The 23,955-nt window shown below is 74.6% G+C and carries 24 protein-coding genes and 1 pseudogene; 13 read left to right on the top strand and 12 right to left on the bottom strand.

From position 1 onward, the window contains the following. Positions 1 to 32 precede the first annotated feature (32 nt). The 5 genes from ACI780_RS17800 to ACI780_RS17820 form a co-directional block, all read right to left on the bottom strand. Positions 33 to 524, bottom strand: a complete 492-nt coding sequence (locus ACI780_RS17800) for a hypothetical protein (RefSeq protein ID WP_456871288.1) — start codon at positions 522 to 524, stop codon at positions 33 to 35. Between the two features lie 35 nt (positions 525 to 559). Next, entirely contained in the window at positions 560 to 1,474 is a 915-nt protein-coding gene (locus ACI780_RS17805) for an amino acid ABC transporter permease (protein WP_456871289.1), read from the bottom strand. Continuing rightward, positions 1,471 to 2,121: an amino acid ABC transporter permease gene (locus tag ACI780_RS17810; RefSeq protein WP_089404365.1), complete on the bottom strand. Its 651-nt coding sequence runs from the start codon at positions 2,119 to 2,121 to the stop codon at positions 1,471 to 1,473. The genes ACI780_RS17805 and ACI780_RS17810 overlap by 4 nt, the downstream gene beginning before the upstream one ends. A 109-nt stretch (positions 2,122 to 2,230) precedes the next feature. Next, the gene (locus tag ACI780_RS17815) at positions 2,231 to 3,121 is read right to left on the bottom strand and encodes a transporter substrate-binding domain-containing protein (protein WP_456871290.1); all 891 of its coding nucleotides are present in this window, start codon (positions 3,119 to 3,121) and stop codon (positions 2,231 to 2,233) included. A gap of 20 nt (positions 3,122 to 3,141) precedes the next feature. Then, positions 3,142 to 3,897: an amino acid ABC transporter ATP-binding protein gene (locus ACI780_RS17820; protein WP_456871291.1), complete on the bottom strand. Its 756-nt coding sequence runs from the start codon at positions 3,895 to 3,897 to the stop codon at positions 3,142 to 3,144. A gap of 134 nt (positions 3,898 to 4,031) precedes the next feature. Here ACI780_RS17820 and miaB point away from each other — a divergent pair, with 134 nt between their 5' ends. Beyond that, entirely contained in the window at positions 4,032 to 5,483 is a 1,452-nt protein-coding gene (gene miaB / locus ACI780_RS17825) for a tRNA (N6-isopentenyl adenosine(37)-C2)-methylthiotransferase MiaB (RefSeq protein WP_457004619.1), read from the top strand. A gap of 110 nt (positions 5,484 to 5,593) precedes the next feature. On the opposite strand, the gene ACI780_RS17830 is transcribed toward miaB, so the two are convergent. Then, entirely contained in the window at positions 5,594 to 7,174 is a 1,581-nt protein-coding gene (locus ACI780_RS17830) for a DUF349 domain-containing protein (RefSeq protein ID WP_457004621.1), read from the bottom strand. 40 nt (positions 7,175 to 7,214) lie between these two features. On the opposite strand from ACI780_RS17830, the gene ACI780_RS17835 reads away from it, so the two are divergent. The 3 genes from ACI780_RS17835 to dapF are packed head-to-tail and all read left to right on the top strand — an operon-like array spanning position 7,215 to position 9,711. Next, a complete protein-coding gene (locus ACI780_RS17835; protein WP_457004623.1) occupies positions 7,215 to 7,910 on the top strand; it encodes a hypothetical protein in 696 nt (231 codons plus the stop codon). Continuing rightward, positions 7,907 to 8,827 (top strand): tRNA (adenosine(37)-N6)-dimethylallyltransferase MiaA, encoded by a 921-nt coding sequence (gene miaA, locus ACI780_RS17840; protein WP_456871295.1) that lies wholly within the window; start codon positions 7,907 to 7,909, stop codon positions 8,825 to 8,827. Before ACI780_RS17835 ends, miaA begins: the two co-directional genes overlap by 4 nt. Next, the gene (dapF, locus tag ACI780_RS17845; RefSeq protein WP_456871296.1) at positions 8,824 to 9,711 is read left to right on the top strand and encodes a diaminopimelate epimerase; all 888 of its coding nucleotides are present in this window, start codon (positions 8,824 to 8,826) and stop codon (positions 9,709 to 9,711) included. The genes miaA and dapF overlap by 4 nt, the downstream gene beginning before the upstream one ends. Here dapF and ACI780_RS17850 read toward each other — a convergent pair. Further along, on the bottom strand, positions 9,708 to 9,911 hold the full coding sequence (locus tag ACI780_RS17850) for a hypothetical protein (protein WP_089404359.1): 204 nt from the start codon (positions 9,909 to 9,911) through the stop codon (positions 9,708 to 9,710). The two genes, dapF and ACI780_RS17850, sit on opposite strands and share 4 nt — an antisense overlap. 155 nt (positions 9,912 to 10,066) lie before the next feature. Between ACI780_RS17850 and hflX the strand changes: the two genes are divergently transcribed. The 3 genes from hflX (at position 10,067) to ACI780_RS17865 (ending at position 13,430) form a co-directional block, all read left to right on the top strand. Continuing rightward, a complete protein-coding gene (gene hflX / locus ACI780_RS17855) occupies positions 10,067 to 11,530 on the top strand; it encodes a GTPase HflX (RefSeq protein ID WP_456871297.1) in 1,464 nt (487 codons plus the stop codon). Between the two features lie 114 nt (positions 11,531 to 11,644). Continuing rightward, positions 11,645 to 12,388 carry a phosphatase PAP2 family protein gene (locus tag ACI780_RS17860; protein WP_457004626.1) on the top strand — a complete coding sequence of 248 codons (744 nt, stop codon included), beginning with the start codon at positions 11,645 to 11,647 and terminating at the stop codon, positions 12,386 to 12,388. Between the two features lie 25 nt (positions 12,389 to 12,413). After that, positions 12,414 to 13,430 carry a hypothetical protein gene (locus ACI780_RS17865; protein WP_457004628.1) on the top strand — a complete coding sequence of 339 codons (1,017 nt, stop codon included), beginning with the start codon at positions 12,414 to 12,416 and terminating at the stop codon, positions 13,428 to 13,430. Between the two features lie 108 nt (positions 13,431 to 13,538). On the opposite strand, the gene lexA is transcribed toward ACI780_RS17865, so the two are convergent. Next, positions 13,539 to 14,327, bottom strand: a complete 789-nt coding sequence (gene lexA, locus ACI780_RS17870; protein ID WP_457004630.1) for a transcriptional repressor LexA — start codon at positions 14,325 to 14,327, stop codon at positions 13,539 to 13,541. A gap of 289 nt (positions 14,328 to 14,616) precedes the next feature. Between lexA and ACI780_RS17875 the strand changes: the two genes are divergently transcribed. From ACI780_RS17875 to ACI780_RS17900, 6 genes are all read left to right on the top strand, one after another. After that, complete coding sequence (locus ACI780_RS17875) at positions 14,617 to 15,258, top strand: LysM peptidoglycan-binding domain-containing protein (protein ID WP_457004632.1); 642 nt, start codon at positions 14,617 to 14,619, stop codon at positions 15,256 to 15,258. A gap of 133 nt (positions 15,259 to 15,391) precedes the next feature. Then, positions 15,392 to 16,138, top strand: a complete 747-nt coding sequence (locus ACI780_RS17880; protein ID WP_457004634.1) for a hypothetical protein — start codon at positions 15,392 to 15,394, stop codon at positions 16,136 to 16,138. Positions 16,139 to 16,735: 597 nt separating this feature from the next. Next, positions 16,736 to 17,284 (top strand): transcriptional regulator NrdR, encoded by a 549-nt coding sequence (gene nrdR, locus ACI780_RS17885; protein ID WP_456871303.1) that lies wholly within the window; start codon positions 16,736 to 16,738, stop codon positions 17,282 to 17,284. A gap of 134 nt (positions 17,285 to 17,418) precedes the next feature. Beyond that, a complete protein-coding gene (locus ACI780_RS17890) occupies positions 17,419 to 20,277 on the top strand; it encodes a vitamin B12-dependent ribonucleotide reductase (RefSeq protein WP_456871304.1) in 2,859 nt (952 codons plus the stop codon). A gap of 151 nt (positions 20,278 to 20,428) precedes the next feature. Further along, positions 20,429 to 20,620: a hypothetical protein gene (locus ACI780_RS17895; protein ID WP_457004636.1), complete on the top strand. Its 192-nt coding sequence runs from the start codon at positions 20,429 to 20,431 to the stop codon at positions 20,618 to 20,620. A gap of 344 nt (positions 20,621 to 20,964) precedes the next feature. Then, positions 20,965 to 21,501 carry an ATP-binding protein gene (locus ACI780_RS17900; protein WP_457004638.1) on the top strand — a complete coding sequence of 179 codons (537 nt, stop codon included), beginning with the start codon at positions 20,965 to 20,967 and terminating at the stop codon, positions 21,499 to 21,501. A 172-nt stretch (positions 21,502 to 21,673) separates the two neighbouring features. Here ACI780_RS17900 and ACI780_RS17905 read toward each other — a convergent pair. The 4 genes and pseudogenes from ACI780_RS17905 to ACI780_RS17920 form a co-directional block, all read right to left on the bottom strand. Further along, a pseudogene (locus ACI780_RS17905) lies at positions 21,674 to 21,799 on the bottom strand (ANTAR domain-containing protein); the annotation flags it as partial. 247 nt (positions 21,800 to 22,046) lie between these two features. After that, positions 22,047 to 22,238 carry a hypothetical protein gene (locus tag ACI780_RS17910; protein WP_457004640.1) on the bottom strand — a complete coding sequence of 64 codons (192 nt, stop codon included), beginning with the start codon at positions 22,236 to 22,238 and terminating at the stop codon, positions 22,047 to 22,049. A 237-nt stretch (positions 22,239 to 22,475) separates the two neighbouring features. Further along, positions 22,476 to 23,129 (bottom strand): DUF2306 domain-containing protein, encoded by a 654-nt coding sequence (locus ACI780_RS17915; RefSeq protein WP_457004642.1) that lies wholly within the window; start codon positions 23,127 to 23,129, stop codon positions 22,476 to 22,478. Next, positions 23,126 to 23,851: a hypothetical protein gene (locus tag ACI780_RS17920; RefSeq protein WP_457004644.1), complete on the bottom strand. Its 726-nt coding sequence runs from the start codon at positions 23,849 to 23,851 to the stop codon at positions 23,126 to 23,128. The genes ACI780_RS17915 and ACI780_RS17920 overlap by 4 nt, the downstream gene beginning before the upstream one ends. Positions 23,852 to 23,955 lie beyond the last annotated feature (104 nt).

A 23,955-nucleotide genomic window follows, 5' to 3' on the forward strand; every position in this document is an offset into this window, starting at 1 on the left:
CCGGTCCCGACGCCTCCGGCCGAGCCGGCCGGTCAGCCCGCGGCGGGCACAGCGGCGGCAGGAACAGCGGCACCGAGGAGCGGCATGGCCGTCGTCGGCAGGTGCGTGACCGTGGCCGACGGCGCCGCCCACGCGGTCAGGTCGACGGCGTAACCGTCGGGGGCCTCGTCGTCGGCCACCAGCCCGGCGGCCTCGCCGTCGGGAGCGGCGGCCAGCCACTGCTGGATCTGTGCCTCGAACGTGCGGTCGGGCAGCACGGCCGGCCGGCTGACCGGCCCGAGGAAGGTCACGTCACGCTCGCCGCCGTCGGGGGAGCGCAGGACGACCCGGCAGCGCGCCCGGCGGTGCCGGGCCGGGGGGACGACCTCCCGGACGACGGCGGACCCCGCGCCGGCCGCGTCGGCGAACCGCGGCGCGGCGGCGCGCAGCCGGTTCACGAACTCCTGCGCGACGTCGACCTGCCCGTCGGGCAGACGCACGATCGACGGCAGCGGCGGCACGACGGGGCGGAGAGCGGTGTCCACGGCTGTGTCATCGGCAGGCCCGCGGACCGGCGGTACTACCGCCCGCCCGACTCGGTCACCAGCCCACCGCCGCTGCCGTCCATCTGCACGTCGGCCAGTCCGACAGTGTCGGAGCCCGCGGTCCTGCGGTCCCGGCGGGTGCGCTTCTCCACGTACTTGGCCAGCTGCGAGAGCAGCACGTTGACGATGATGTAGATGAGCCCGGCGGCCACGTAGAGCTGGAACGTGTAGATGTTGCCGAACTGGAAGTTGAAGAACTCGACGAGGCTGCGCGCCTGCCGGAGCAGCTCGACGTAGCCGACGATGAAGCCCAGCGAGCTGTCCTTGAGCAGCACCACGAGCTGGGCCACGAGCACCGGCAGCATCCGGCGGACCGCCTGGGGGAGCAGCACCAGCGTCATGACCTGCGTCTTGCGCATGCCGAGGGCGAAGGCCGCCTCCCGCTGGCCGCGGTCCACCGACAGGATGCCCGCCCGGAAGATCTCGGCGAGCACGGCCATGTTGTAGAGGGTCAGCCCGAGCGCCAGGGCGCGGAAGGCGGTCATCGGGACGCCGACGGTGGGCAGGAACAGCAGGCAGAACAGGATGAGCACCAGCAGCGGCACGGCGCGGAAGAACTCCACGACCACCCCCACCGGCCCGCGCACCCACGCGTGGTCGGACAACCGGCCGACCGCCAGCAGCGCACCCAGGACGGTGGCCGCCACCATGGCGACGGCGGCGACGGCGAGGGTGTTGAGCAGCGCCTCGCCCAGGGCCTGGGGCACGCCCGCGGCTGGGTCGAACAGGATCGCCCAGCGGTCGGGGTCGAGCTGACCGTTGCTCCCCAGCCGCCACAGCACCAGCGCGACCAGGCCGGCGATCAGCAGCGCGCCGATCACCGTGCCGATCCGCTGCCGGCGGCGCGCCCGCGGTCCGGGGAGGTCGAACAGGACGGTCGGTGCGCTCATCGGACGATCGCCACCCTCTTCTCGATGACCCGGATGGCCCACGCGGAGGGCAGCGTGATCACCAGGTAGCCGGCGACGATGGCCGCGAAGACCAGCAGGAGCTGGTCGGCGTTGGCGTTGGACAGCCGCTGCAGCGCCGCGGTGAGGTCGGTGACGGCGAAGCCCGCGGCGATGGAGGTGTTCTTCGCCAGGGCGATCCACACGTTGCCCAGGGGTGGCACGACGGTCCGGAAGGCCTGCGGCAGCACGATGGTGCGCAGGCTCTGGCCGAAGTCCAGGCCCAGGGCGCGGGCGGCCTCGGCCTGACCCGGCGGGACGGCGTTGATCCCCGAGCGCAGCGCCTCGCAGACGAACGCGGCGGTGTAGAGCGACAGCGCGGCGACGGCGGCGATGAACCGGCTCGGGAAGGACAGGTCGATCTGGACGATGCCGAAGACGAGGAAGAAGAACACCACGGTGAGCGGGGTGTTGCGGAACACCTCGACGTAGAAGGTGGCCAGCCCGCGCAGCGGCGGCACCGGGCTGACCCGCATGCCGGCGAGCACCGTGCCGAGCACGAGGGCGCACACCCCGCTGGTGACCGCGAGGGACAGCGTCGTCAGGAACGCGCTCCACAGCAGGTCGGCGTTGTCGGTCAGGAAGCCCATGGCGCCTCGCCGTCAGGTCGTCGGTCGTCGGGGACGGTCGTCGGGGACACGTCGGGAGCACGGCCGGCGCCGCCGGGCGGGGGAGTCCCGCCCGGCGGCGCCGGGGTGCTCAGTAGCGGTCGACCGTCGGCGGCTCGGGGGCCTCCTCGCCGGTGATCGCACCGGCGGTGCGGTCCCAGGCGTCGGCCCAGCGGCCGTCCTCGAAGGACTCCTCGAGCACGTCGTTGACGAAGTCGCGGAAGTCGTTGTCGCCCTTGGCCAGGCCGATGCCGTAGGGCTCCTCGGTGAACGGGTTGCCGACGAGCTCGAAGCCCTCGGGGTTGCCCGCCACCAGGCCGGTCAGGATGACGTTGTCCGTCGTCACCGCCTGGACGTTGCCGTTGGCCAGGTCGTCGGCGCACTTGGAGTAGACGTCGTAGGTGACCAGGTTGGCCTCTGGGTAGTTGTCCCGGATGTTCTGCGCCGGCGTCGAGCCCTCGACCGAGCAGACCGTCTTGCCGGCGAGGTCGTCAGGGCCCTGGATGCCCTCGGGGTTGCCGGCGGCGACCATGATGTCCTGGCCGGCGATGTAGTACGGCCCGGCGAAGTCGACGACCTGCTTGCGGGTGTCGTTGATGGTGTAGGTCGCCACCACCATGTCCACCTGGCCGTTCTGGATGAACGGCTCGCGGTTGGCCGACACCGTCTCGGTCCACTCGATGTCCTCGGGCGCGATGCCCAGCTCACCGGCGATGATCTTGGCGATCTCCACGTCGAAGCCCTCGGGCACGCCGTCGGGGTTGAGCAGGCCGAAGCCGGGTTGGTCGTACTTCGTGCCGATGGTGATGCTGCCGGCCTCGGCCAGCTCGGCCATGGTCGACCCCTCGGGGAAGTCGACCTCCTCGGCCACGGTGGGGGCGCTGGCGGCCTCCTCCTCGGCCTGGTTGCCGGCCTCGCTGGAACAGGCCGCGAGGGTGAGGCCGAGGGCGGCGAAGGCCGCCAGCTTCCGGGTGCTGCGCATGGGTGTCCTCCCGTGGTGGGTCAGTGCTCGAGGATCTTGGACAGGAAGTCGCGGGCCCGGTCGGAGCGCGGGCTGGTGAAGAAGGTCTGCGGGTCGGCGGCCTCGACGATCCGGCCGCCGTCCATGAACACGACCCGGTTGGCCGCCCGGCGGGCGAAGCCCATCTCGTGGGTGACGACGACCATCGTCATGCCGTCGCGGGCCAGCGACGTCATGACGTCGAGGACCTCGTTGATCATCTCCGGGTCCAGCGCCGACGTCGGCTCGTCGAAGAGGATGACCTTGGGGTCCATGGCCAGGGCTCGGGCGATGGCCACGCGCTGCTGCTGGCCGCCCGACAGCTGCGCCGGGTACTTGTCGGCCTGGTGCCCGACGCCGACCCGGTCGAGCAGCTCACGCGCGCGCCGCTCGGCGTCCGACCTGGACTGCCGGCGCACCCGGGTGGGGGCCAGCGTGACGTTCTGCAGGATCGTCTTGTGGGCGAAGAGGTTGAAGCTCTGGAAGACCATCCCGACGTCGCTGCGCAGCCTGGCCAGCGCCTTGCCCTCCTCGGGCAGCTTCTGGCCGTCGATGCGGATCTCGCCCTGCTGGATGGTCTCCAGGCGGTTGATCGCCCGGCACAGCGTGGACTTGCCCGAGCCCGACGGGCCGATGACGACGACGACCTCGCCGCGGTCGATCGAGAGGTCGATGTCCTGCAGCACGTGCAGGTCACCGAACCACTTGTTGACCCCGGTCAGCTCGACGAGCGGTGCTCCGGTCTGCTGGCTGGTCACGCACGGCACCCTAGGGCCGCCCGGCTCCGGCAGCGTCCCGGGGCCGTCACGAAGCAGTCACAAATGCCGTCACGCCCGGTCACGACCGGCGCGCACCCGGCCGGGCCGCGGGGCGCCGTACCCTCGCAGGCGCCATGGGAACCGAGGTCGACAGCCCGCAGCGCACCTACCGCGTGCGCACCTACGGGTGCCAGATGAACGTGCACGACTCCGAGCGGCTGTCCGGGCTGCTGGAGGCCGCCGGCTACGCCGCCGCGGGCGAGGACGAGGACGCCGACGTCGTCGTGCTCAACACCTGCGCGGTGCGGGAGAACGCCGACAACCGCCTCTACGGCAACCTCGGCCACCTCCGGCCGGTGAAGGACGCCCACCCCGGCATGCAGATCGCCGTCGGCGGCTGCCTGGCGCAGAAGGACCGCGGCGAGATCGTCCGGCGCGCGCCGTGGGTCGACGTCGTCTTCGGCACGCACAACGTCGGGTCACTGCCGGCGCTGCTCGAGCGCGCGCGGCACAACGCCGAGGCCCAGGTGGAGATCGCCGAGGCGCTGGAGGTGTTCCCGTCGACGCTGCCGGCGAAGCGGGACTCCGCCTACGCCGGCTGGGTCTCCATCAGCGTCGGGTGCAACAACACCTGCACGTTCTGCATCGTCCCGGCGCTGCGCGGCAAGGAGAGGGACCGCCGTCCCGGCGAGATCCTGGCCGAGGTGCAGGCGCTGGTCGACCAGGGCGTGCTCGAGGTGACGCTGCTGGGGCAGAACGTCAACGCCTACGGCGTCGAGTTCCGCGACCGGGGGGCGTTCGCCGACCTGCTGCGCGCGACGGGGGCGATCGAGGGCCTGGAGCGGGTCCGGTTCACCAGCCCCCACCCGCGCGAGTTCACCGACGACGTCATCGAGGCGATGGCCGAGACGCCCGCCGTGTGCCCGCAGCTGCACATGCCGCTGCAGTCGGGGTCGGACGAGGTGCTGCGCCGGATGCGCCGCGGCTACCGGCAGGAGCGCTACCTCGGGATCATCGACCGGGTGCGGGCGGCCATGCCCGACGCCGCGATCACCACCGACGTCATCGTCGGGTTCCCCGGCGAGACCGAGGCCGACTTCGAGCAGACCCTCGAGGTGGTCCGGCAGGCCCGCTTCGCCGGCGCCTTCACCTTCCAGTACTCCAAGCGCCCCGGGACGCCGGCCGCCGACATGGACGACCAGCTGCCCAAGGAGGTCGTGCAGGAGCGCTACCTGCGGCTGACCGCGCTGCAGGAGGAGATCGGCTGGGCGGAGAACCGGGCGCAGGTCGGCCGGACCGTCGAGCTGCTGGCGGCGGCGGGGGAGGGCAGCAAGGACGCCCGCACCGGCCGGATGAGCGGCCGGGCCCGCGACGGCCGGCTGGTGCACTTCGCGGGGGGCGACGGCGTCCGGCCCGGCGACGTCGTCGAGACCGTCGTCACCGCCGCCGCGCCGCACCACCTCATCGCCGACGGGCCGCTGCTGTCGCACCGGCGCACCCGGGCCGGGGACGCGCACGAGGCCGGCACCCGGCCGACGACGCCCGGCGTGCTGCTCGGCATGCCCCGCGTCGGCGCCCCCGCCTGAGCGTCCCGCCCGGGCGTGGCCGCATGATCAGGTGACCTGATCGTGCGGCGTCCTGGCTCACCGTGGGAGGTGAGCCAGGACGCGTCGCGGTGAGCTCAGCTGATCGTGCGTCAGCGGCGGGAGGCGGACCGCTCGGCCTCGGTCAGCCACTCGCGGCGGGTGGCCAGGTTCGCCCGCGCCTCCTCGATCCGGCGTGCGTCGCCGGCGGCCTCGGCCTTGGCCAGCTGCTCCTCGGCCTTGGTGACCGCCGCCCGCATCGAGGCGACCATCGGGTTCTCCGGCGCGGTGCGGACCCGGCCGGCGTCGACGGCGCCGCGGACGCGCTGCTCGACGGCCTGCATGCGGTCCTCCAGCGAGCGCATCGCGCCGCGCGGCACGTGGCCGATCGCGTCGTAGCGCTCCTGGATGCGCCGCAGCGCCGCCTGGGCGCCGCGCAGGTCGGTGGACGGGTCGAGCTTCTCCGCCTCCGCGAGCAGCTCCTCCTTGGCCTGCTGGTTGGCCAGCTGCTCGGAGTTGCGCGCCTTGTCCGACTCGGCGCGGGCGGTGAAGAAGACGTCCTGGGCGGCGCGGAACTGCTTCCACAGGTCGTCGTCGCCGTCGCGGCCGGTGCGCGGCACCGCCTTCCAGCGGTCCATGAGCGAGCGCATGGCGGCGCTGGTCGGGCCCCACTCGGTCGACGTCGACAGCCGCTGCGCCTCGGCGATCAGCTCCTGCTTGGCCGCGCGGGCCTCGCCGCGCTGCACGTCGAGGGCCGCGAAGTGCGCCCCGCGCCGCCGGCCGAACGCGTCACGGGCGGCGGCGAACCGCGACCACAGCGCCTCGTCGGTCTTGCGGTCGATGCCGCGGATCGTCTTCCACTCCTCGACGATGGCCTTGAGCCGGTCGCCGGCGGCCTTCCACGACGTCGACTCCGCGGCGATCTGCTCGGCCTCGGCGGCCAGCGCCTCCTTGCGGGCGACCTGCGCGGCGCGGGCGGCGGCCTTCTCCGCGCGCGACTCGGCGGCCGCGGAGTCGGCGGTGTCCACCATCGCGCGGGCGCGGGCGGCCAGCCCGTCGAGGTCGCCGACGGCGGTGGCGGTGGGGATGGACTCGGCCAGCGCCTGCGCCTTGGCCTTGATCTCGGTCGGGTTGCCGGTGTGCGCCCGCAGCCGCGCCTCCAGCAGCGACACCTCGGTGGCGAGGTCGTCGTAGCGGCGGGCGAAGTGGGCGAGCCCCGCCGCGGGGTCGCCGGCCTGCCACGAGCCGACCGCGCGCTCGCCGTCGGCGGTGCGGACGTAGACGGTGCCGTCCTCGTCGACGCGACCCCACTGGGTGGGGTCGGAGGAGACGGCCACGGCCGGCTCCGGCGCCGCCGGGACGGGGGTGGCCTGCTCGGGGACGGCGACCGGCCGGGGGACGGCGGTGCCCTCGGCGGCGGCTCCCTCGACGGCGGTGCCCTCGGCGGCGGTGCCCTCGGCGGCGGCTCCCTCGACGGCGGCGCCCTCGGCGGCGGCGCCCTCGACGGCGGCTCCCTCGGGACCCGGGACGTCCGCGGCGCCCGCCGTCGTCTCCGCCGTCGGGTCGGCCAGCCCGGCCGCCTCGGGGGTGGGCGCGGCCGGCGTCCCGGCGTCGGGGGTCACCGCGTCGGGACCGGCCGTCTCGGGGGAGGGGACCTGCTGCGACCCGGCTCCGGGGTTCTCCGTGCTCGACACGCACCGCAGTGTCCCACGCCGCATCGGCGACACTGCTGCGGTGAGCAGCCCGCCCGCCGGACCGGTCTCGGTCGCCTTCTGCCCGTGCCCCCCGCTGCTGCTCCCGCAGGTGGCCGGACGCGCCGCCGCCGACACCGCGGCGCTGCGCGCGGCCTGCGCCGACGCCGTCGAGGCGGTGCTCGCCGCCCGGCCGGAGGTGGTGGTCCTCGTCGCCCCGGACGCCGAGGGCCGCTACGGCCCCGGTGACGGCGGTGACCTGCGCGGCTTCGGCGTCGACGTCGAGGTGCCGCTGTCGGGTGGGACGCCGCCGGGCGGCCGGCGGACGCCGCCGGGCCTGACCGTCGGTGCCTGGCTGCTCGACGCGGCCGGGCACGCCGGCGCCCGGATCGGGACCGGCCCGCAGGACCTGGCCGCGGTGGTCGCGGGCCTGACCGGGCCGGTGGCGGTGCTGGCCATGGGCGACGGGTCGGCCCGCCGCAGCCTCAAGGCGCCCGGGCACCTCGACGACGCCGCCGCGCCGTTCGACGCTGCGGTCGCCGCGGCGCTCGCCGCCGGGGACGCCGCCGCGCTCGCCGCGCTGGACGCCGCCGAGGGCGAGCGGCTGCTGGCCGCCGGCGTCCCGGTGTGGCGGGCGGTCGGGGCGCTGCTGGCCGGCCGCGACGTGGACGCGCGGCTGCTCGCCGACGAGGCGCCCTTCGGCGTCGGCTACCTGGTGGCGGCGTGGACGGGCCGGTGACCCTCCCGCCGGTGGTCGCCGTCGTCGGGCCCACCGCCACCGGCAAGACGGCGCTGGCGGTGCAGCTGGCGCTCGAGCTCGGTGGCGAGGTGGTCAACGCCGACTCGATGCAGCTCTACCGCGGCATGGACATCGGCACGGCCAAGCCCGACGCGGCCGAGCGGCGCGGCGTCCCGCACCACCTGCTCGACCTCTGGCCGGTGCGGCAGGCGGCGTCGGTGGCGGAGTACGCCCGCGCGGCCCGCGCCCAGATCGACCGGCTCCGCGCGGCCGGGGTGCTGCCGCTGCTGGTGGGCGGGTCGGGCCTCTACGTGCGCGCCGTCCTCGACGACCTCGACATCCCCGGCACCGACCCGGCCGTGCGCGCGCGGCTGCAGGCCGAGCTCGACGACGTCGGGCCGGCCGCGCTGCACGCCCGGCTGGCCGCGCTCGACCCGGCCGCCGCCGCGGCCGTGCTGCCGAGCAACGGGCGGCGGATCGTGCGGGCGCTGGAGGTGGTGGAGCTGACCGGCGGGCCCTTCCGCGCCACGCTGCCCGAGCCGCGCCCGCACTACCCGGCGGTGGTGGTCGGCGTGGACCGGGAGACCGCCGAGCTCGACGCCCGGGTGGCCGACCGCGTGGACCGGATGTGGGCCGCCGGGTTCGTCGCGGAGGTCGAGGCGCTGGCCGCCGAGGGGCTGCGGGAGGGCCCCACGGCCTCCCGCGCGCTGGGCTACGCCCAGGTGCTCGCGCAGCTCGACGGCGCCCTCACCGCCGGGGAGGCCCGCGAGCGGACGGTCACCGCCACCCGCCGCTTCGTCCGCCGGCAGCGCTCCTGGTTCCGCCGCGACCCCGCGACGACCTGGTTCGACGCCGCCCGGCCCGACCTCCCCGACGCCGTCGGCGCGCTGCTGGCCGGCCGTACGATCGGGCGGTGAGCGACCGGTTCCTCCTCGGGCACGGCACCGAGAACGACTTCGTCGTCCTGCCCGACCCCGACGGGGACCGCTGGCCGGAGGACCGCCTCGACGCCGCGCTGGTGCGCCGGCTCTGCGAGCGCCGCTCCGGCCTCGGCGGCGACGGCGTCCTGCGGGTGGTGCGCAGCCGGCACGTGCCCGACGCCCCCGCCGTCCTGGGGGACGCGCTCGACGCCTGCGAGTGGTTCATGGACCACCGCAACGCCGACGGCTCGCACGCGGAGATGTGCGGCAACGGCATCCGGCTGTTCCTGCACGTGCTGGTGACCGAGGGCCTGCTCGACCGCGCGGCCTGCGCCGACGGCGTCCTGGTGGGCACCCGCGGCGGCCCCCGCCGGGTGGGTGCCGGCGCCGACGGCACGTACTGGGTCGACATGGGCCCGGCCCGGCCGTTCGGCCGCGGCGAGGCCACCGTGGCGGGGCAGGCGTTCGCCGGCCAGGCGGTGTCGATGGGCAACCCGCACCTGGTCTGCCTCACCGACGCCGACCTCGGCGCGCTCGACCTGACCGCGCAGCCCGGGTTCGACCCCGGGCTGTTCCCCGAGGGCGTCAACGTCGAGTTCGTGCAGGTGCTCGCCCGCCCCGCCGAGGGCGCCGACGCGCACGTGCGGCTGCGGGTGCACGAGCGCGGCGTGGGGGAGACCCGCTCCTGCGGGACCGGCGCCTGCGCCACCGCCTACGCCGCGCTGGCCGCCGGGTCCGACGGCCCGCAGCGCGGCACGGTCGTCGTCGACGTCCCCGGCGGCCGGCTGACCGTCGACGTCACCCCGGAGACGACCGTGCTGCGCGGGCCGGCCGTCGTCGTCGCGACCGGCGGGCTCACCCGGGAGTGGCTGGACTCCTAGGGGTTGTCCGGGGTGTCGGCGCGGGTCTCCGGCTCGTCGGTCGGCGCCTCGGGCTTGTCGCCGGGGCCGACGTTGCCGGTGCCCCGCGGCCGGCCGGCCCCGGTGTCCTGGTCGGCCCCGCCGAAGGGGTTGCGCGGGACCTCGAGGCCCACGGGGTCGCGGCCCGGGTCGTCGATGCCCTCGCTGCTGCTGGTGCTCACGGGGTGCCCCTCTCGTCGTCCGTGCGGTCCGTCCCGACCTACCCGCCTCCCGGCGGGATGCACCTGACCCGTTCCGGTGTTGCACCCCGTGTATGACGACTGCAGAGACGACAACCCAGGTGACCGCTGACGGCGCGCGTGTCACGCTGGACGCGATGACGACCGCCCCCCAGAGCACCTCTCTCGACGACGAGACGACCGTCGAGACCCGTCCCGCCCCGGCCGGCCGGTGGGACGAGGACGACGACACGACCGGCTCCTACGACCTCGAGGCCCGTGGCGCCCTGCGCCGCGTGGCGGGGCTCTCCACCGAGCTCGCCGACATCAGCGAGGTCGAGTACCGCCAGCTGCGCCTCGAGCGCGTCGTGCTGGTCGGGGTGTGGACCGAGGGCACCCAGGCCGACGCCGACCGGTCGCTGGCCGAGCTGGCCGCGCTCGCCGAGACGGCGGGCTCGGAGGTGCTCGAGGCGGTGAGCCAGCGGCGGGACAAGCCCGACGCCGGCACCTACGTGGGCTCGGGCAAGGCGTCCGAGATCCGCGACATCGTCGCCTCCACCGGCGCCGACACCGTGATCTGCGACGGCGAGCTGACCCCCGGCCAGCTCAACGCGCTGGAGAAGATCCTCAAGGTCAAGGTGGTCGACCGGACCGCACTGATCCTCGACATCTTCGCCCAGCACGCGACCAGCCGGGAGGGCAAGGCCCAGGTCGAGCTCGCGCAGATGCAGTACATGCTGCCGCGGCTGCGCGGGTGGGGTGAGTCGTTGTCCCGGCAGGCCGGTGGCCGCGTCGCCGGCGGCGGCGGCATCGGCACCCGCGGTCCCGGTGAGACGAAGATCGAGACCGACCGCCGCCGCATCCGGTCGCGGGTGAGCCGGCTGCGCCGCGAGATCGCCGGCATGGCGACGGCGCGGGCCACCCAGCGCTCGGCGCGCGACCGCAACGCCGTCCCGAGCGTGGCGATCGCCGGCTACACCAACGCCGGCAAGTCCAGCCTGCTCAACCGGCTGACCGGCGCGGGCGTGCTGGTGGAGAACGCGCTGTTCGCCACCCTGGACCCCACGGTGCGCCGCGCCCAGTCGCCCGACGGCCGCGAGTACACGCTCACCGACACCGTCGGGTTCGTGCGGCACCTGCCGCACCAGCTGGTCGACGCGTTCCGCTCGACCCTGGAGGAGGTGGCCGGCGCCGACCTGCTGCTGCACGTCGTCGACGGCTCCGACCCCGACCCGCTCGGCCAGATCGACGCGGTGCACGTGGTGCTGCGCGAGATCGACGCCGCGGCGGTGCCCGAGCTGATCGTCGTCAACAAGGTCGACGCGATGACCGAGGAGGACGTGCTGACCCTGCGCCGGGCGCTGCCCGGTGCGGTGTGGGTCTCGGCGCGGACGGGCGAGGGCATCGAGCAGCTGCGCGAGGTCGTCGCCGCCCGCCTGCCGCACCCCGACGTCGAGGTCGAGGTGCTGGTGCCCTACGACCGCGGCGACCTGGTGGCCCGCGTCCACCGCGACGGCGAGGTCCTCAGCGAGCAGCACGAGGCGGAGGGCACCCGGCTCACCGCGCGCGTCGACGGCGGCCTGGCCGCCGCGCTCGAGCGGTTCGCCGCACCGGTCGGCTGACCGGCGCTCCTCCGTCCCCCGCCCGGGGGACCGGCTCCCCGCCGGTCACCCGGGCGGCTCGCCGTCTCCCTGCGGCGAGGTCACGGGCGGGTCACGGCCCGGTACCGTGACCGCGTGACCAGCGGCGTGGTACGACGCGGGAGGGGAGCACCGGCCGACGGCGACCCGTCGGCTCCCGTCCGCACCGTCGTGACCGCCGGGCGCCCGTCCTGGTGGCTGCTGCTCGTGGCGTTCGTCGTCACCACGGCGGTCACCGTCGACCTGCTCAACCGCGGCGTGCTCGAACGGCTCGACCTGGAGGTCTCCGAGGTCGTCAGCGCGTGGGACCTGCGGGACTCCCCGGGCTACTGGCCGGTCTGGGCGGTCACCCAGATCGGCGGGCGCGGCACCATCCTCATCGTCCTGGCCGGGCTGGTCGGCTGGCTGTGCATCCGCCGGCGGACCCTGCTGCCGCTGCTGCGGGTGCTCACCGCGCTCGCGCTGCTGACCGTCGTGGTCTACGCGTTCAAGTACGGCACCGGCCGCACCGCGCCGGCCTACCCCGGGTCCTTCTTCCACCGCGACGGGGCCAGCTACCCCTCCGGGCACGTGGCCAACGCCGTGCTCATGTGGGGCGTGGCCTACTGGCTGGCGGTCGAGTACCGACTGGCCCCGGGCGTGCAGCGGACGCTGTGGTGGCTCAGCGTCGTGGGCCCGGTGCTGACCGGGATCGCCATGGTGTCCCTGGACTTCCACTGGGTCACCGACGCGGTGGTCGGCGCCTCGGTGGGGGTGCTGCTGCTGGGCGTGGTTCACGCACTCGACGCAGTCGTTCTGTCACGCTGGGGCAGTGCCCGAGCCGGCCGTCCCCCCGCGTAGCGCCGGGGCACACCCCGGGTGGGCCGTGGCCGCACTCGCCGGTCTGGCCCTCGCGCTCGGCCCCGCATTCCCCGCTGCCGCCGAGGAACCGGGCGCGCCGTCGCTGCGCTGCCAGGTGACCGACCCCCGGCTCGCGGAGCTCTCCGGCCTCGTCGACGTCGGGGACCGCCTGCTGGCCATCGCCGACGGCGGCGAGCAGGTGGCCGTCTCCGTGCTCGACGGGACCTGCCGCGTCGTGGACGAGACCGTCGCGCCGCTGGACCCCTACGACCCCGAGGACCTCGGCGTCGGTCCCGACGGCACCGTGTGGCTGGCCGACACCGGCGACAACAACGCCACCCGGGGGACCGTCGCCCTCATCGCCCTGCGGCCCGACGGCGGTACGGCGCTCTTCCGGCTCACCTACCCCGACGGCCCGCACGACGCCGAGGCGCTCCTGGTGGCCCCCGACGGCACGCCGTACCTGGTGACCAAGGAGGTGCTCGGTGCCAGCCGCGTCTACCGCCCCACGGCGCCGCTCGTCGACGGCGGCACGGTGGCGCTGGCCGACGTCGGCAGCGTGGCGTTCACGCTGACCGGGACACCGGGCGGCCCGGTGGGGCGGGCCGGTCAGCTCCTGGTGACCGGCGGCGCGGTGGCCCGCGACGGCAGCCGGATCGCACTGCGCACCTACACCGACGCCTACGTCTGGCCGCTGACCGGCTCGGACGTGCCGGCCGCCCTGGGGGGCGAACCGGTGCGCATCGCGCTGCCCGAGGCGCCGCAGGGGGAGGCGGTGTCGTTCACCGCCGACGGCGCGGCGCTCCTCGTGGCGGGCGAGGGGCTGCCGGGCGACGTCACGCTCGTGCCGATCCCCGCCGGGACGGCGGCCCCGGCGCCGTCCTCGGCGGCCGACCCGTCGCTGGCGGCCGTCCTCGACGACGGCGGCACCGGCGTGTCCCCGGTCGCCGCGGGGCTGGTCGCCGCAGGGGTGGCCACGGTGCTGGTGTGGGTCGCCGGCCGGGTGCGCCGGGGCCGCGCGGCGGGACCGCCGGCGGGCTGAGGCCGCCCGCCGTGCCGCGGGACCGCCAGCCGGTCGAGGTCGCGGCGCCCGGCCGCCGCCGACCCGGGCGGGACCGCGGGGCCGGGAGCGCGTCCCGGGCGGTGCGGGTCAGACGCGGCGCAGGACGGTGACCACCCGGCCGAGGATGGTCGCCTCGTCGCCCGGGATGGGCTCGTAGGCCGGGTTGTGCGGCAGCAGCCACACGTGCCCGTCGCGGCGCTTGTAGGTCTTGACGGTGGCCTCGCCGTCGAGCATCGCGGCCACGATCTCGCCGTTCTCAGCGGTGGGCTGCTGGCGCACGACCACCCAGTCGCCGTCGCAGATGGCCGCGTCGACCATCGAGTCACCGGCCACCCGGAGCATGAACAGGGTGCCGTCGCCGACCAGCTCGCGGGGGAGCGGGAAGACGTCCTCGACCGCCTGCTCGGCGAGGACCGGGCCACCGGCGGCGATCCGGCCGACCAGCGGCACGTACGTGGGGGCGGTGGTGTCGCCGGCCGCGGCGGCCGGCGGTGCGGCCTCCGCCGCGGTGTCGCCGGGCAGCCGCACGTCGAGCGCGCGGGGGCGGTTGGGGTCGCGCCGCAACCAGCCCTTCTTCTGCAGCACGGAGAGCTGGTGGGCGACCGACGACGCCGAGGACAGGCCCACCGCCTCGCCGATCTCGCGCACCGAGGGCGGGTAGCCGCGGCGCTCGATCGAGTCGCGGATGACCTCGAGCACCCGGCGCTGGCGCTGCGTGAGCCCGTCGCCGGCCTCACCCCGGTCGGGGAAGGTGCGCACCGCGCCGGTCTGGGTGCCGGTCCCCTCGGCGGCGGTGTCGGTGCCCCGCCGGCCGCCACCCCGCCGGGTGGTGGTGCTCCCGCGCGTGCCCTGGCCGGTCCCGCTGGTGCCCGCCACGTCTCCTCCTCGCCGGCCGTGTCCCCACGGCCCTCGTGTCCCGCCCCGTCCCCGGCTCCGGGACCTCCGGTCGGTGACCGACGGGTGCCGGTGCGGCCGGGATCGACCGCCGGGTGCCGGGCGGACGGCTGCTGATCGGACCGTAGCGCCTCGGGACCGGGACTTCAAACGTGTGTTCGAAACCGGTGGGCGGTGTCGGTTGGCTCCTGTCGGTGCCGTGCGGTAGACATCGCACACACGTTCGATCGAACGTCTGTTCGATGCGATGGGGTCGACGAGGAGAGTGGTCATGGGCAGCGTGCGCCAGGCGGTGCTGGAGTTCGACGCGACGGTGCGGGTGCCCTGGCGGCCGCTGCTCGCCGACGGTGCCGGGGGCGGCCCCGCTCCCACTCGTCGGCCGGTGCGCCCCGACACCTCCGGGCGCCCCGCTCGCCAGGCGCCCCCGGCACCTCCGGCCCCGCTCCCCGGCGCCGGCCCGCGCGTGGCCGGTCACCTGCGGCCGGTGCCCGACCTCCCGGCCGAGCCGGCCGCCCGCGCCACCGGCCCCGCCGCGGGGGCGCGCCGCACGCGCCGCGACCCGGCCCGGCCCGGAGGGCGGCCGGTGTCCGCGCAGCCGGTCCGGCGCGCGGCCGTCCCGTCGCCGGCGCCCCTCCGGCTGACCCGCCGCGGGCGGCGCCTGGTCGTCGCCCTGGTCCTGGCCGCGGGCATCGGGGGCGCGCTCCTGGGCCGGGAGGTCCTCGCTCCCCAGCAGGGCCTGCAGCTCGCCGGGGAGAGCAGCGTCGTCGTCGAGCCGGGCGACACGGTGTGGTCCATCGCCGACGAGGTCGCCGGCGACGGTCAGGACGTGCGCGCCGTGGTGCACGCGATCGAGGCGCTCAACGACCTCGAGGGTTCCGCGGTGGTCGCCGGGCAGGTCCTCCGGCTCCCCTGACCCGGCGGAGGGGACACGGGACGGCCACCGAGGGCCGCCCGGAGAAGTGACGAGAGCGTCCTCGACGGTTCGTCAACCATCGGTCCCCGGTCGCTCACGCACCGATCTCGGATCAACGCATACGGTGAGGGGCGTGTCAGCAGCCGTGAACAGCAGGGCGGCGGTGTCCTTCGGGTCGCCGCAGGACGTCGAGGTGCTCGTGGACGGCGCCTGGGTGCCGGGTGCGATGCTCGGCTGGCGGCACGACGACAGCGGCGCCTGCGAGGTCTGGGTGCGGCTGCGGGCGGAGGTTCCCGGGGTCGTCGAGGGCGCCGGGACCTGGGTGGAGCTGACCGCGGTCCGGTTGCCCGAGCGCCGCCTGACGCTCGCGCCGGCAGCCGACGCCGTACCCGCGGCCGCGCCCGCCCCGGCGGACGCGCCCGCCACCGCTGCGATGCCAGCCCTCGCGGCGGTGCCCGGTGTCGCTCCGGTGCCCGGTGTCGCTCCGGTGCCCGGTGTCGCTGCGGTGCTCGGTGTCGCGGCGGTGCCCGCCACGGCCGCGGTCGTCTCCGTCGGGGGTCCGGTTCCGCGCCCCCGCCGGTTCCGGCGGCACGGCGCCGACGCGACCGCCGAGCAGCCCGCCGTCGGTGCGGGCGGGGCCGGCCGGCACCGCGCACCCGCCGGCGCCGGGTCGGGCCGCCACCGCGCGGTCACGACCGAGATGCCGGCCGTCGTCGCCGGCCCAGGGGGCGAGGCGGCCCCCGGGTCGGCTGTCGTTCCCGGCCCGGGTCTGACGGTCGTGCCGGCGGGGGAGCCCGACCTGCTCACGCGGCCCATCCGGCTCGGCGACCTCGTGCCGAACGCCCGGGGTGGTCGTCCGGCGGTCCGCCCGCCGGTCTGAGCTCCGCCGGTCCGGGCGCTCCGCGCCTGCCCGGCACCAGCCCTCACCCAGCACCGCCTCCACCGAGCCCGCGCCCGGCCGGCAGCTGCCCCGGGCACCGTCCACCGGGTCGCCGGTCCTGCTCCCGTGGGCCGTTCCGACAGGATCCGGCGACCTCCGCAGCCGGTCCGTACACCCGTGTCCGGTCCCGTGCGCGCCGACACGCGGGCGGTCGCGGCGTGTCGTGTGGCCGGTGGGAGACCTGCTCGCGCGTGGTCACCAGGAGGTCACGAGCGGGTCTCGGCGGAAGAGACACGCCCGGTATCGACTTGCAGATGTAGTGGAGCCGGGCCTACGGTCCCCCTACATCTAGTAGTTGCCCCGATGGAGGTCCTCCACAGGTCCGTCCTCAGGTTCTCCCCGGGGCGTCCACGGGATGTCCCCAGAGAGGTCCACAGCAGGGGTCCACAGCAGGGGTCCACAGCAGGGGTCCACAGCAGGGGTCCACAGCAGGGGTCGGCGCACCGGGTGCCCGGAGCACCCGGCGGCCCGTCGACACGCCCCACCCGGCACCGGGTCCCCGGTACCGAGCCCGTCCGCGGAGGGAGGTGAACCGCAGTGCGGTGCCCGTTCTGCCACAACCCCGACAGCCGGGTGATCGACTCGCGCGAGGCCGACGAGGGAGCCACCACCCGGCGCCGCCGCTCGTGCCCCGCCTGTGGCCGCCGCTTCACCACCGTGGAGGAGGCCGTCCTCGCCGTCGTCAAGCGCAGCGGGGTCAGCGAGCCGTTCAACCGCTCCAAGGTCGTCGCCGGCGTGCGCCGGGCCTGCCAGGGCCGGCCGGTCGACGAGGACCAGCTCCAGCAGCTCGCCCAGCAGGTGGAGGACGCCATCCGCGCCAGCGGGGTGGCCGAGGTGCCCAGCCACGAGGTCGGCCTGGCGATCCTGCGCCCGCTGCGGGAGCTCGACGAGGTCGCCTACCTGCGCTTCGCCAGCGTCTACCGGGCCTTCACCTCGGTGGAGGACTTCGAGAAGGAGATCACCGAGCTCCGGGCGCGGCACCACACCGGGGGCACGCCGCCGCTGCCGGGCATGCAGCTCGACCCGCCGCCGCGCCGTCGCGGCGGACGCGGCCCGGCGAGCGCCGCAGGCACGTCCGGCACCTGACCACCGGCCGGCAGCGTCGCCGGCCCGATCGGCACCACCCGCTCAGCACCACCCCAGAAACCGTCAGCACCAACCGCTAGGAACAGGGTGGCTCTCTTCCCCAGCCGCCCGGACCACTCACCGAGGGAGAGCTCGTGACCGAGATCGAGGACCGCCCGGCAGGCCGTACGCGTCGGGCCGTCAAGGCGCCGACCCGGGGGAAGGGCCTGAAGATCAAGCGGGTCTACACGACCGCCGGGGTGCACCCCTACGACGAGGTGGTCTGGGAGCGGCGCGACGTCGTCATGACCAACTGGCGTGACGGCTCGATCAACTTCGAGCAGCGCGGCGTCGAGTTCCCCGCCGAGTGGAGCATCAACGCCACCAACATCGTCACCACGAAGTACTTCCGCGGCGCCGTCGGCACCCCGCAGCGCGAGACCAGCCTGCGCCAGCTCATCGACCGGGTGGTGCTCACCTACGGCGCCGCCGGCCGCGAGCACGGCTACTTCGCCAGCGAGGGCGACGCCGAGGTCTTCGAGCACGAGCTGACCTGGATGCTGCTGCACCAGGTGTTCAGCTTCAACTCGCCGGTGTGGTTCAACGTCGGCACGCCGGCGCCGCAGCAGGTCAGCGCCTGCTTCATCCTCGCCGTCGACGACACGATGGACTCGATCCTCAACTGGTACCGGGAGGAGGGGCTGATCTTCAAGGGCGGCTCCGGCGCCGGCCTGAACCTCTCCCGCATCCGCTCGTCCAAGGAGCTGCTGTCCTCCGGCGGCACCGCCTCCGGCCCGGTCAGCTTCATGCGCGGCGCCGACGCCTCCGCCGGGACGATCAAGTCCGGGGGCGCCACCCGGCGCGCGGCCAAGATGGTCGTCCTCGACATCGACCACCCCGACATCGAGGAGTTCATCGAGACCAAGGCGCGCGAGGAGGACAAGATCCGCGCGCTGCGCGACGCCGGGTACGACATGGACCTCGGCGGCAAGGACATCACCAGCGTCCAGTACCAGAACGCCAACAACTCCGTCCGCGTCTCCGACGAGTTCATGCGCGCGGTGGAGGACGGCACGCCGTTCGGCCTGCGCGGCCGCCTCGACGGCTCGGTGATCGAGACCGTCGACGCCCAGGAGCTCTTCCGCAAGGTCACCCAGGCCGCGTGGGAGTGCGCCGACCCCGGCATCCAGTACGACGACACGATCAACGACTGGCACACCAACCCCGAGACCGGCCGCATCAACGCGTCCAACCCCTGCTCGGAGTACATGAGCCTGGACAACAGCTCGTGCAACCTGGCGTCGCTGAACCTCATGAAGTTCCTCAAGGACGACGGGACCTTCGACGCCCGGACCTTCGTCAAGGCCGTCGAGCTGGTCATCACGGCGATGGACATCTCCATCTGCTTCGCCGACTTCCCGACCGAGCCGATCGGGGAGACCACCCGCGCCTACCGGCAGCTGGGCATCGGCTACGCCAACCTCGGCGCGCTGCTGATGGCCACCGGCCACGCCTACGACTCGCGCGGCGGGCAGACCCTCGCCGCGGCGATCACCTCGCTGATGACCGGCACCGCCTACCGCCGCTCGGCCGAGCTGGCCGGCATCGTCGGCCCCTACGAGGGCTTCGCCCGCAACGCCGACGCGCACGCCCGCGTCATGCGCAAGCACGCCGCGGCCAACGACGCCATCCGCCCGGTCGGCGCCGACGACGCCGACGTGCTGCGGGCGGCCACCGCCCAGTGGCAGGAGTGCCTGGAGGTCGGCGCGGACAACGGCTGGCGCAACGCGCAGGCCTCGGTGCTCGCCCCCACCGGCACCATCGGCTTCATGATGGACTGCGACACGACCGGCATCGAGCCGGACTTCTCGCTGGTCAAGTACAAGAAGCTGGTCGGCGGCGGGTCCATGCAGATCGTCAACCAGACGGTCCCGCGGGCGCTCAAGAGCCTCGGCTACCAGGACGAGCAGGTCGAGGCGATCGTCGAGTACATCGCCGAGCACGGCCACGTCGTCGACGCCCCGAGCCTGCGCCCGGAGCACTACGAGGTCTTCGACTGCGCCATGGGCGAGCGGGCCATCTCCCCGATGGGCCACGTCCGCATGATGGCCGCGGTGCAGCCGTTCATCTCCGGCGCCATCAGCAAGACGGTCAACATGCCGGAGACGGCGACCGTCGAGGACGTCGAGAACATCTACTTCCAGGGCTGGAAGCTCGGCCTCAAGGCGCTGGCGATCTACCGCGACAACTGCAAGGTCGGCCAGCCGCTGTCCGACGCCAAGGCCAAGAAGTCCGAGACCCCGGTCGAGGCCGAGGCGGCTCCGGTCGCCACGACCTCGCACCCGGTGCGCCGCCGGCTGCCCAAGAAGCGGCAGAGCATGACGACGTCGTTCAGCGTCGCCGGCGCCGAGGGCTACATGACCGCCGGGATGTACGAGGACGGCAGTCTCGGCGAGGTGTTCCTCAAGCTCGGCAAGCAGGGCTCGACCCTGGCCGGTGTCATGGACGCCTTCTCGATCGGCATCTCGATCGCGCTGCAGCACGGTGTGCCGCTGGAGACCTACATCCAGAAGTTCACCAACATGCGCTTCGAGCCGGCCGGCATGACCGACGACCCGGACATCCGGATCGCCCAGTCGGTGATGGACTACATCTTCCGTCGCCTCGCGCTCGACCACCTGCCGGTCGACACCCGCGCCACCCTCGGCATCTTCACCGCCGAGGAGCGGGCGGCCCAGGTCGCCGGCTACGACACCTCCGCGTCGACGGCCACCGTCGTCGAGGAGGAGGTCGACGTCGAGGCGCTGCGCGGCTCGGTGCCGACCGAGGCGCCGGCCAAGCCGGAGCCGAAGGCCGAGGCGGCCAAGGAGGCCCACTCCTCGGCCGAGCTGTTCGAGATGGTCACCGGCAACGTCACCGACGCGCCGCTGTGCATGACCTGCGGCACGAAGATGCGCCCGGCCGGCAGCTGCTACGTCTGCGAGGGCTGCGGCTCCACCAGCGGCTGCAGTTGATGTGAACGGCCAGGGATTGTCCCTGCTGGCGCGGACAGCAATGTCCCGGTTCCGGACAGCAATGTCCTGAGATCGGCCAGTAGGTCATGTCTGACCACTCAGGTCGTCACCGGCCCGGTTCCTCTGGGGCCGGGCCGGTGACGTCTGACGGATGCGAAGGAGGTTGCAGTACCTCGCCGGCACCACCGCCTGGCCCGCCTTCGAACACAACGCACTCGCCCAGGTCCTCAACGAGAACCTCTGGGACCTCGGTCATCCGAGCCTGGCCCCGTACCGGCAGTTGCTGCTGGACGGCCGGCTCCCGACGGCCCCGCGGATGGAGGGATCGGCGGAGACCTCGTAGCCCGACCGTCGCGGGCCCGGCGGACCGGCGGTCCGCCCGGTCGCGGCATGACCGTGTGGTCGCGTGTGCCCGGGACCGGACGGGGTACCCGAGCGACCACAGGGTCGGTCCTGTTCCCTCAGCGCGTGGGCGTTGATGGTTGCGGCTGGCCACGGTGGCCGAGGCGGTCGTCCGCCGGTTCTCGTCCCGGCCTGCGCTCGCGCGCTGCCGGTGACGTCACCCCTGTGGGCTGTCGCGAGGCACATCCAGCGGTCCATGCCGATCCCCGAGGGATCGAGGCAGATCATGGACTCGACCGGTGAGCAGTACGGCGCCCGGTCACCCGCCCTACGCGGTCTCCGCCGGTGAGCACCGGCGGCGTCGGCGAGGACGGGGCCCGCGCGGACGGATGGCGTCCGCGCGCCGGGCCGGCGATCGGGGGATCCGACGGCACCGGCACGAGCCCGTCGACGTGGGGGCAACGGCCGCAGCCGGAAACGGGGAGCGCTCACGTTGTCGCCCCCTGGGTACCGGCCGGCCCGGCCGAGCTGACCGCCGGCCGGCGACGGCTGGCCGCTGCGCTGCACGACGGCGCCCACCCGCCCGTCACCGGCGAGGGCGCGGTCGAGCGACTGCTGCTGGCCTACGAGGAGTTGGCGTCCAACGCGGTGCGGCACGGCCGCGGCCCGGTCGAGGTCACCGTGACGAGCAACGACACCTGCTGGTTGCTCGAGGTCAGCGACGCCGCGGCCGACCGGCCGCCCAGTCCCGCCGTCGGCCGCGATCCCGCGAGGGGCGGCCTCGGACTGCACCTGGTCGCCCGGCTGTGCGACGCGCACGGCTGGACGACCGACGGGCACCGCAAGACCGTCTGGGCCTGCATCGACCACCTGTCCCCGTGATCGCGATCGCACCGCGGGTGAGGACGGGCGCCACCACCGGAGCTCTGTCAGCTCGACCCAGTCGCCGGTGCGCCGGTCGTGCGCCAGCGGTCCCGGCCCGGCCGGGCCGCCACACGACCGGGCTCCGTGGCTCGGGTACCGGGACCTCGCTGGTCTCGCCCAGGTGCCGGGCCACGTCGCGGAGCGTGACGTTGCCGTCCTGCGATGTCCTGCTGAGCACCTCGAACGCCTGGTCCGCGGTGATCTCCAGGCGCTCCACCAGGATGCTCCCCGCCTGGCCGATGACGGTGCGGGTCACCAGCCCGCTGCCCAGGTGCGCCTCGGTCTGCGCGCTGTCCGGCGCGATGGCGGCGTGGGCGGCGAACGCCTCGGCCTCGGCCCGAGGTGTCGACGTCGAGGGCCCGCGGCTGCGGCGAGTACAGGTCCAGCGCGCCCAGGCTGAGAACGTCCCCCGGGGTCGGTGAACAGCTGCATCGACAGGCCGCTGCGGATGCCGGTCTCGGCGACGACCCGCCGTCCCCAGGCTCCGTAGCGCGGCTCGATGGTCAAATCCTCGATGGAGAAGGTCTCCTGCGCCCAGACCACGTCCGGCGCGGCCCCCGCCCGAGCTCGTAGTGCAGCTGGTCGGCCCACCGCGGCCGGTCGTCGGTGTCCACCGGGGTCTGCACCTGCCGGCGCCGGAGCACCAGCGAGACGCTGGCGTACACCGTGGCGTCCAGCGTCGCTGCCTGCTCCACGGACCGTCCACGGAGCGTCGGCGACTGCCGGGCTTGCGTTGCGCGAGGGACTCGATGCGACGGCGCCGAGGGTGGGTGTGCGAGGGCGAGGAACAAACATCCGGCGGTCGCGAGGGGCGCTCGGCGGCTCCAGGGCTGCCCAGCGCCTGCACCGCACCAGCGCCGTCCGGCGGGCCGGGGGTCCACACGCGCTGTCCCGGGAGGTAGGGGTGACGTGTTGGGGGCCATCCGAGTCGGTCATGGCACCACCACCCGGGTGGACGTCACGGGCGTGCGACGGCGGGGCCGTCTGCGGATCGCTCGCTCAGCGACCGCCAGGTTGATCCCCCATGCCGCGGCCAGCAGGAGGGCGGTGGTCAGCTCACCGGTGCCGAAGACCGCACCACCGATGCCCAGCGTGAAGACCTGGGTGCCGGCGACGAGACCGATGGCGTAGCTGCGGATCATCCACGCCCGGTGATGGGTGAAGTCGCGACGACGGGCCGCGAGGAACCCGAGGACGATGGTGGCCACCAGCGCCACGCCGAACGCCGTCCGGAGCGGGTACAGCACCTCCCGGGTGGCACCCGCGCGCGGGAAGTGCTGGTTCAGCCACAGCGCCGACAGCGCCACCCCCAGCCCGGCGAGGACCAGCACCCGCCCGGCTCGGCGGTGCCAGCCGGTCCGGCGCAGGGGCGGCGCGAACTGGAGGGCGCCGACGATCGCGAACACGGCGGCGCAGACGATGTGCAGCACGACCGGCAGCGGCGTCGCGTCGTACCGGGCGTCGGACGCCATCGCCGTCGTCCCGCCGGACAGCTCGACGAGGCGCACGACGCCGGCGATCACCGGGATGGCGCCGAGGGCCGCCAGGGCGATCGGCACGCGCCACGTCGAGCGCCAGAGGATCATCGAACCGCGGTGCGCTCGGGAGGATCCTCGACGGCGGACACCGTCGGGTCGCCGTCCTGCCGCTGGGATCGCCAGAGCGAGAACCCGAGGCCGATGAGCGCGATTCCGTTCGGGAGGGCGATCAGCCGGTAGAAGGCGTCCGGCAGCACGGCGACGGCGATGCTGACCAGACCGCCGACCGCCAGCAGTGCGCTCGCCCAGCGGGTGAGGACGCGTGCCCGGTACAGGGCGACACCGAAGACGAGACCGCCCGCCAGGTAGAAGGCGCTCTGGATCTGGAACAGCGTGCCCAGGACGCCGACGTCGCCCGCGGTCGTTCGGCCGCTGAACGTGTGGAGGACATCCGTGACGTAGGACGGAGCGGTGTCGGCGACCGGCGGCAGGACGTACGCCAAGCTGTAGGTGGAGCTCACGATGAGCAGGTAGCCCGCTGCCAGGATCAGGTAGCCGACGAGCCCGAGGACTCCGTTCCGGCGGACCTGGCTGAGGTACATGCCGGTGATCCCGGCCAGCGCCAGCGCGGCCATCAGCACCTTCACGGTGTTGCGGACCGCCGCCTCGGTCGTGGTGATGAAGTCGAGGTCCAGCGGGGGATGACCGATCTGGACCCCGACGAACAACGCGCCGGCGGCGATCGCCGCTACCCCGGCCGCCCGGATGAGCACGGAGGGGGTGATCATCGAATCGCGCTCCGGGTGCTGATGCTGGCGTGGTGCGTACATCGGGGGCTCCTGTGCTCGAGAGGCGAGTGCGCGGCGACCGGGCGTCTGCGTGGTGCCGGCCGTGGGTGCGCGACGGCGGGTGGGGTGTCGGCTTCGCCCGGGCC

The sequence above is a fragment of the Geodermatophilus sp. SYSU D00814 genome, assembly GCF_054050055.1.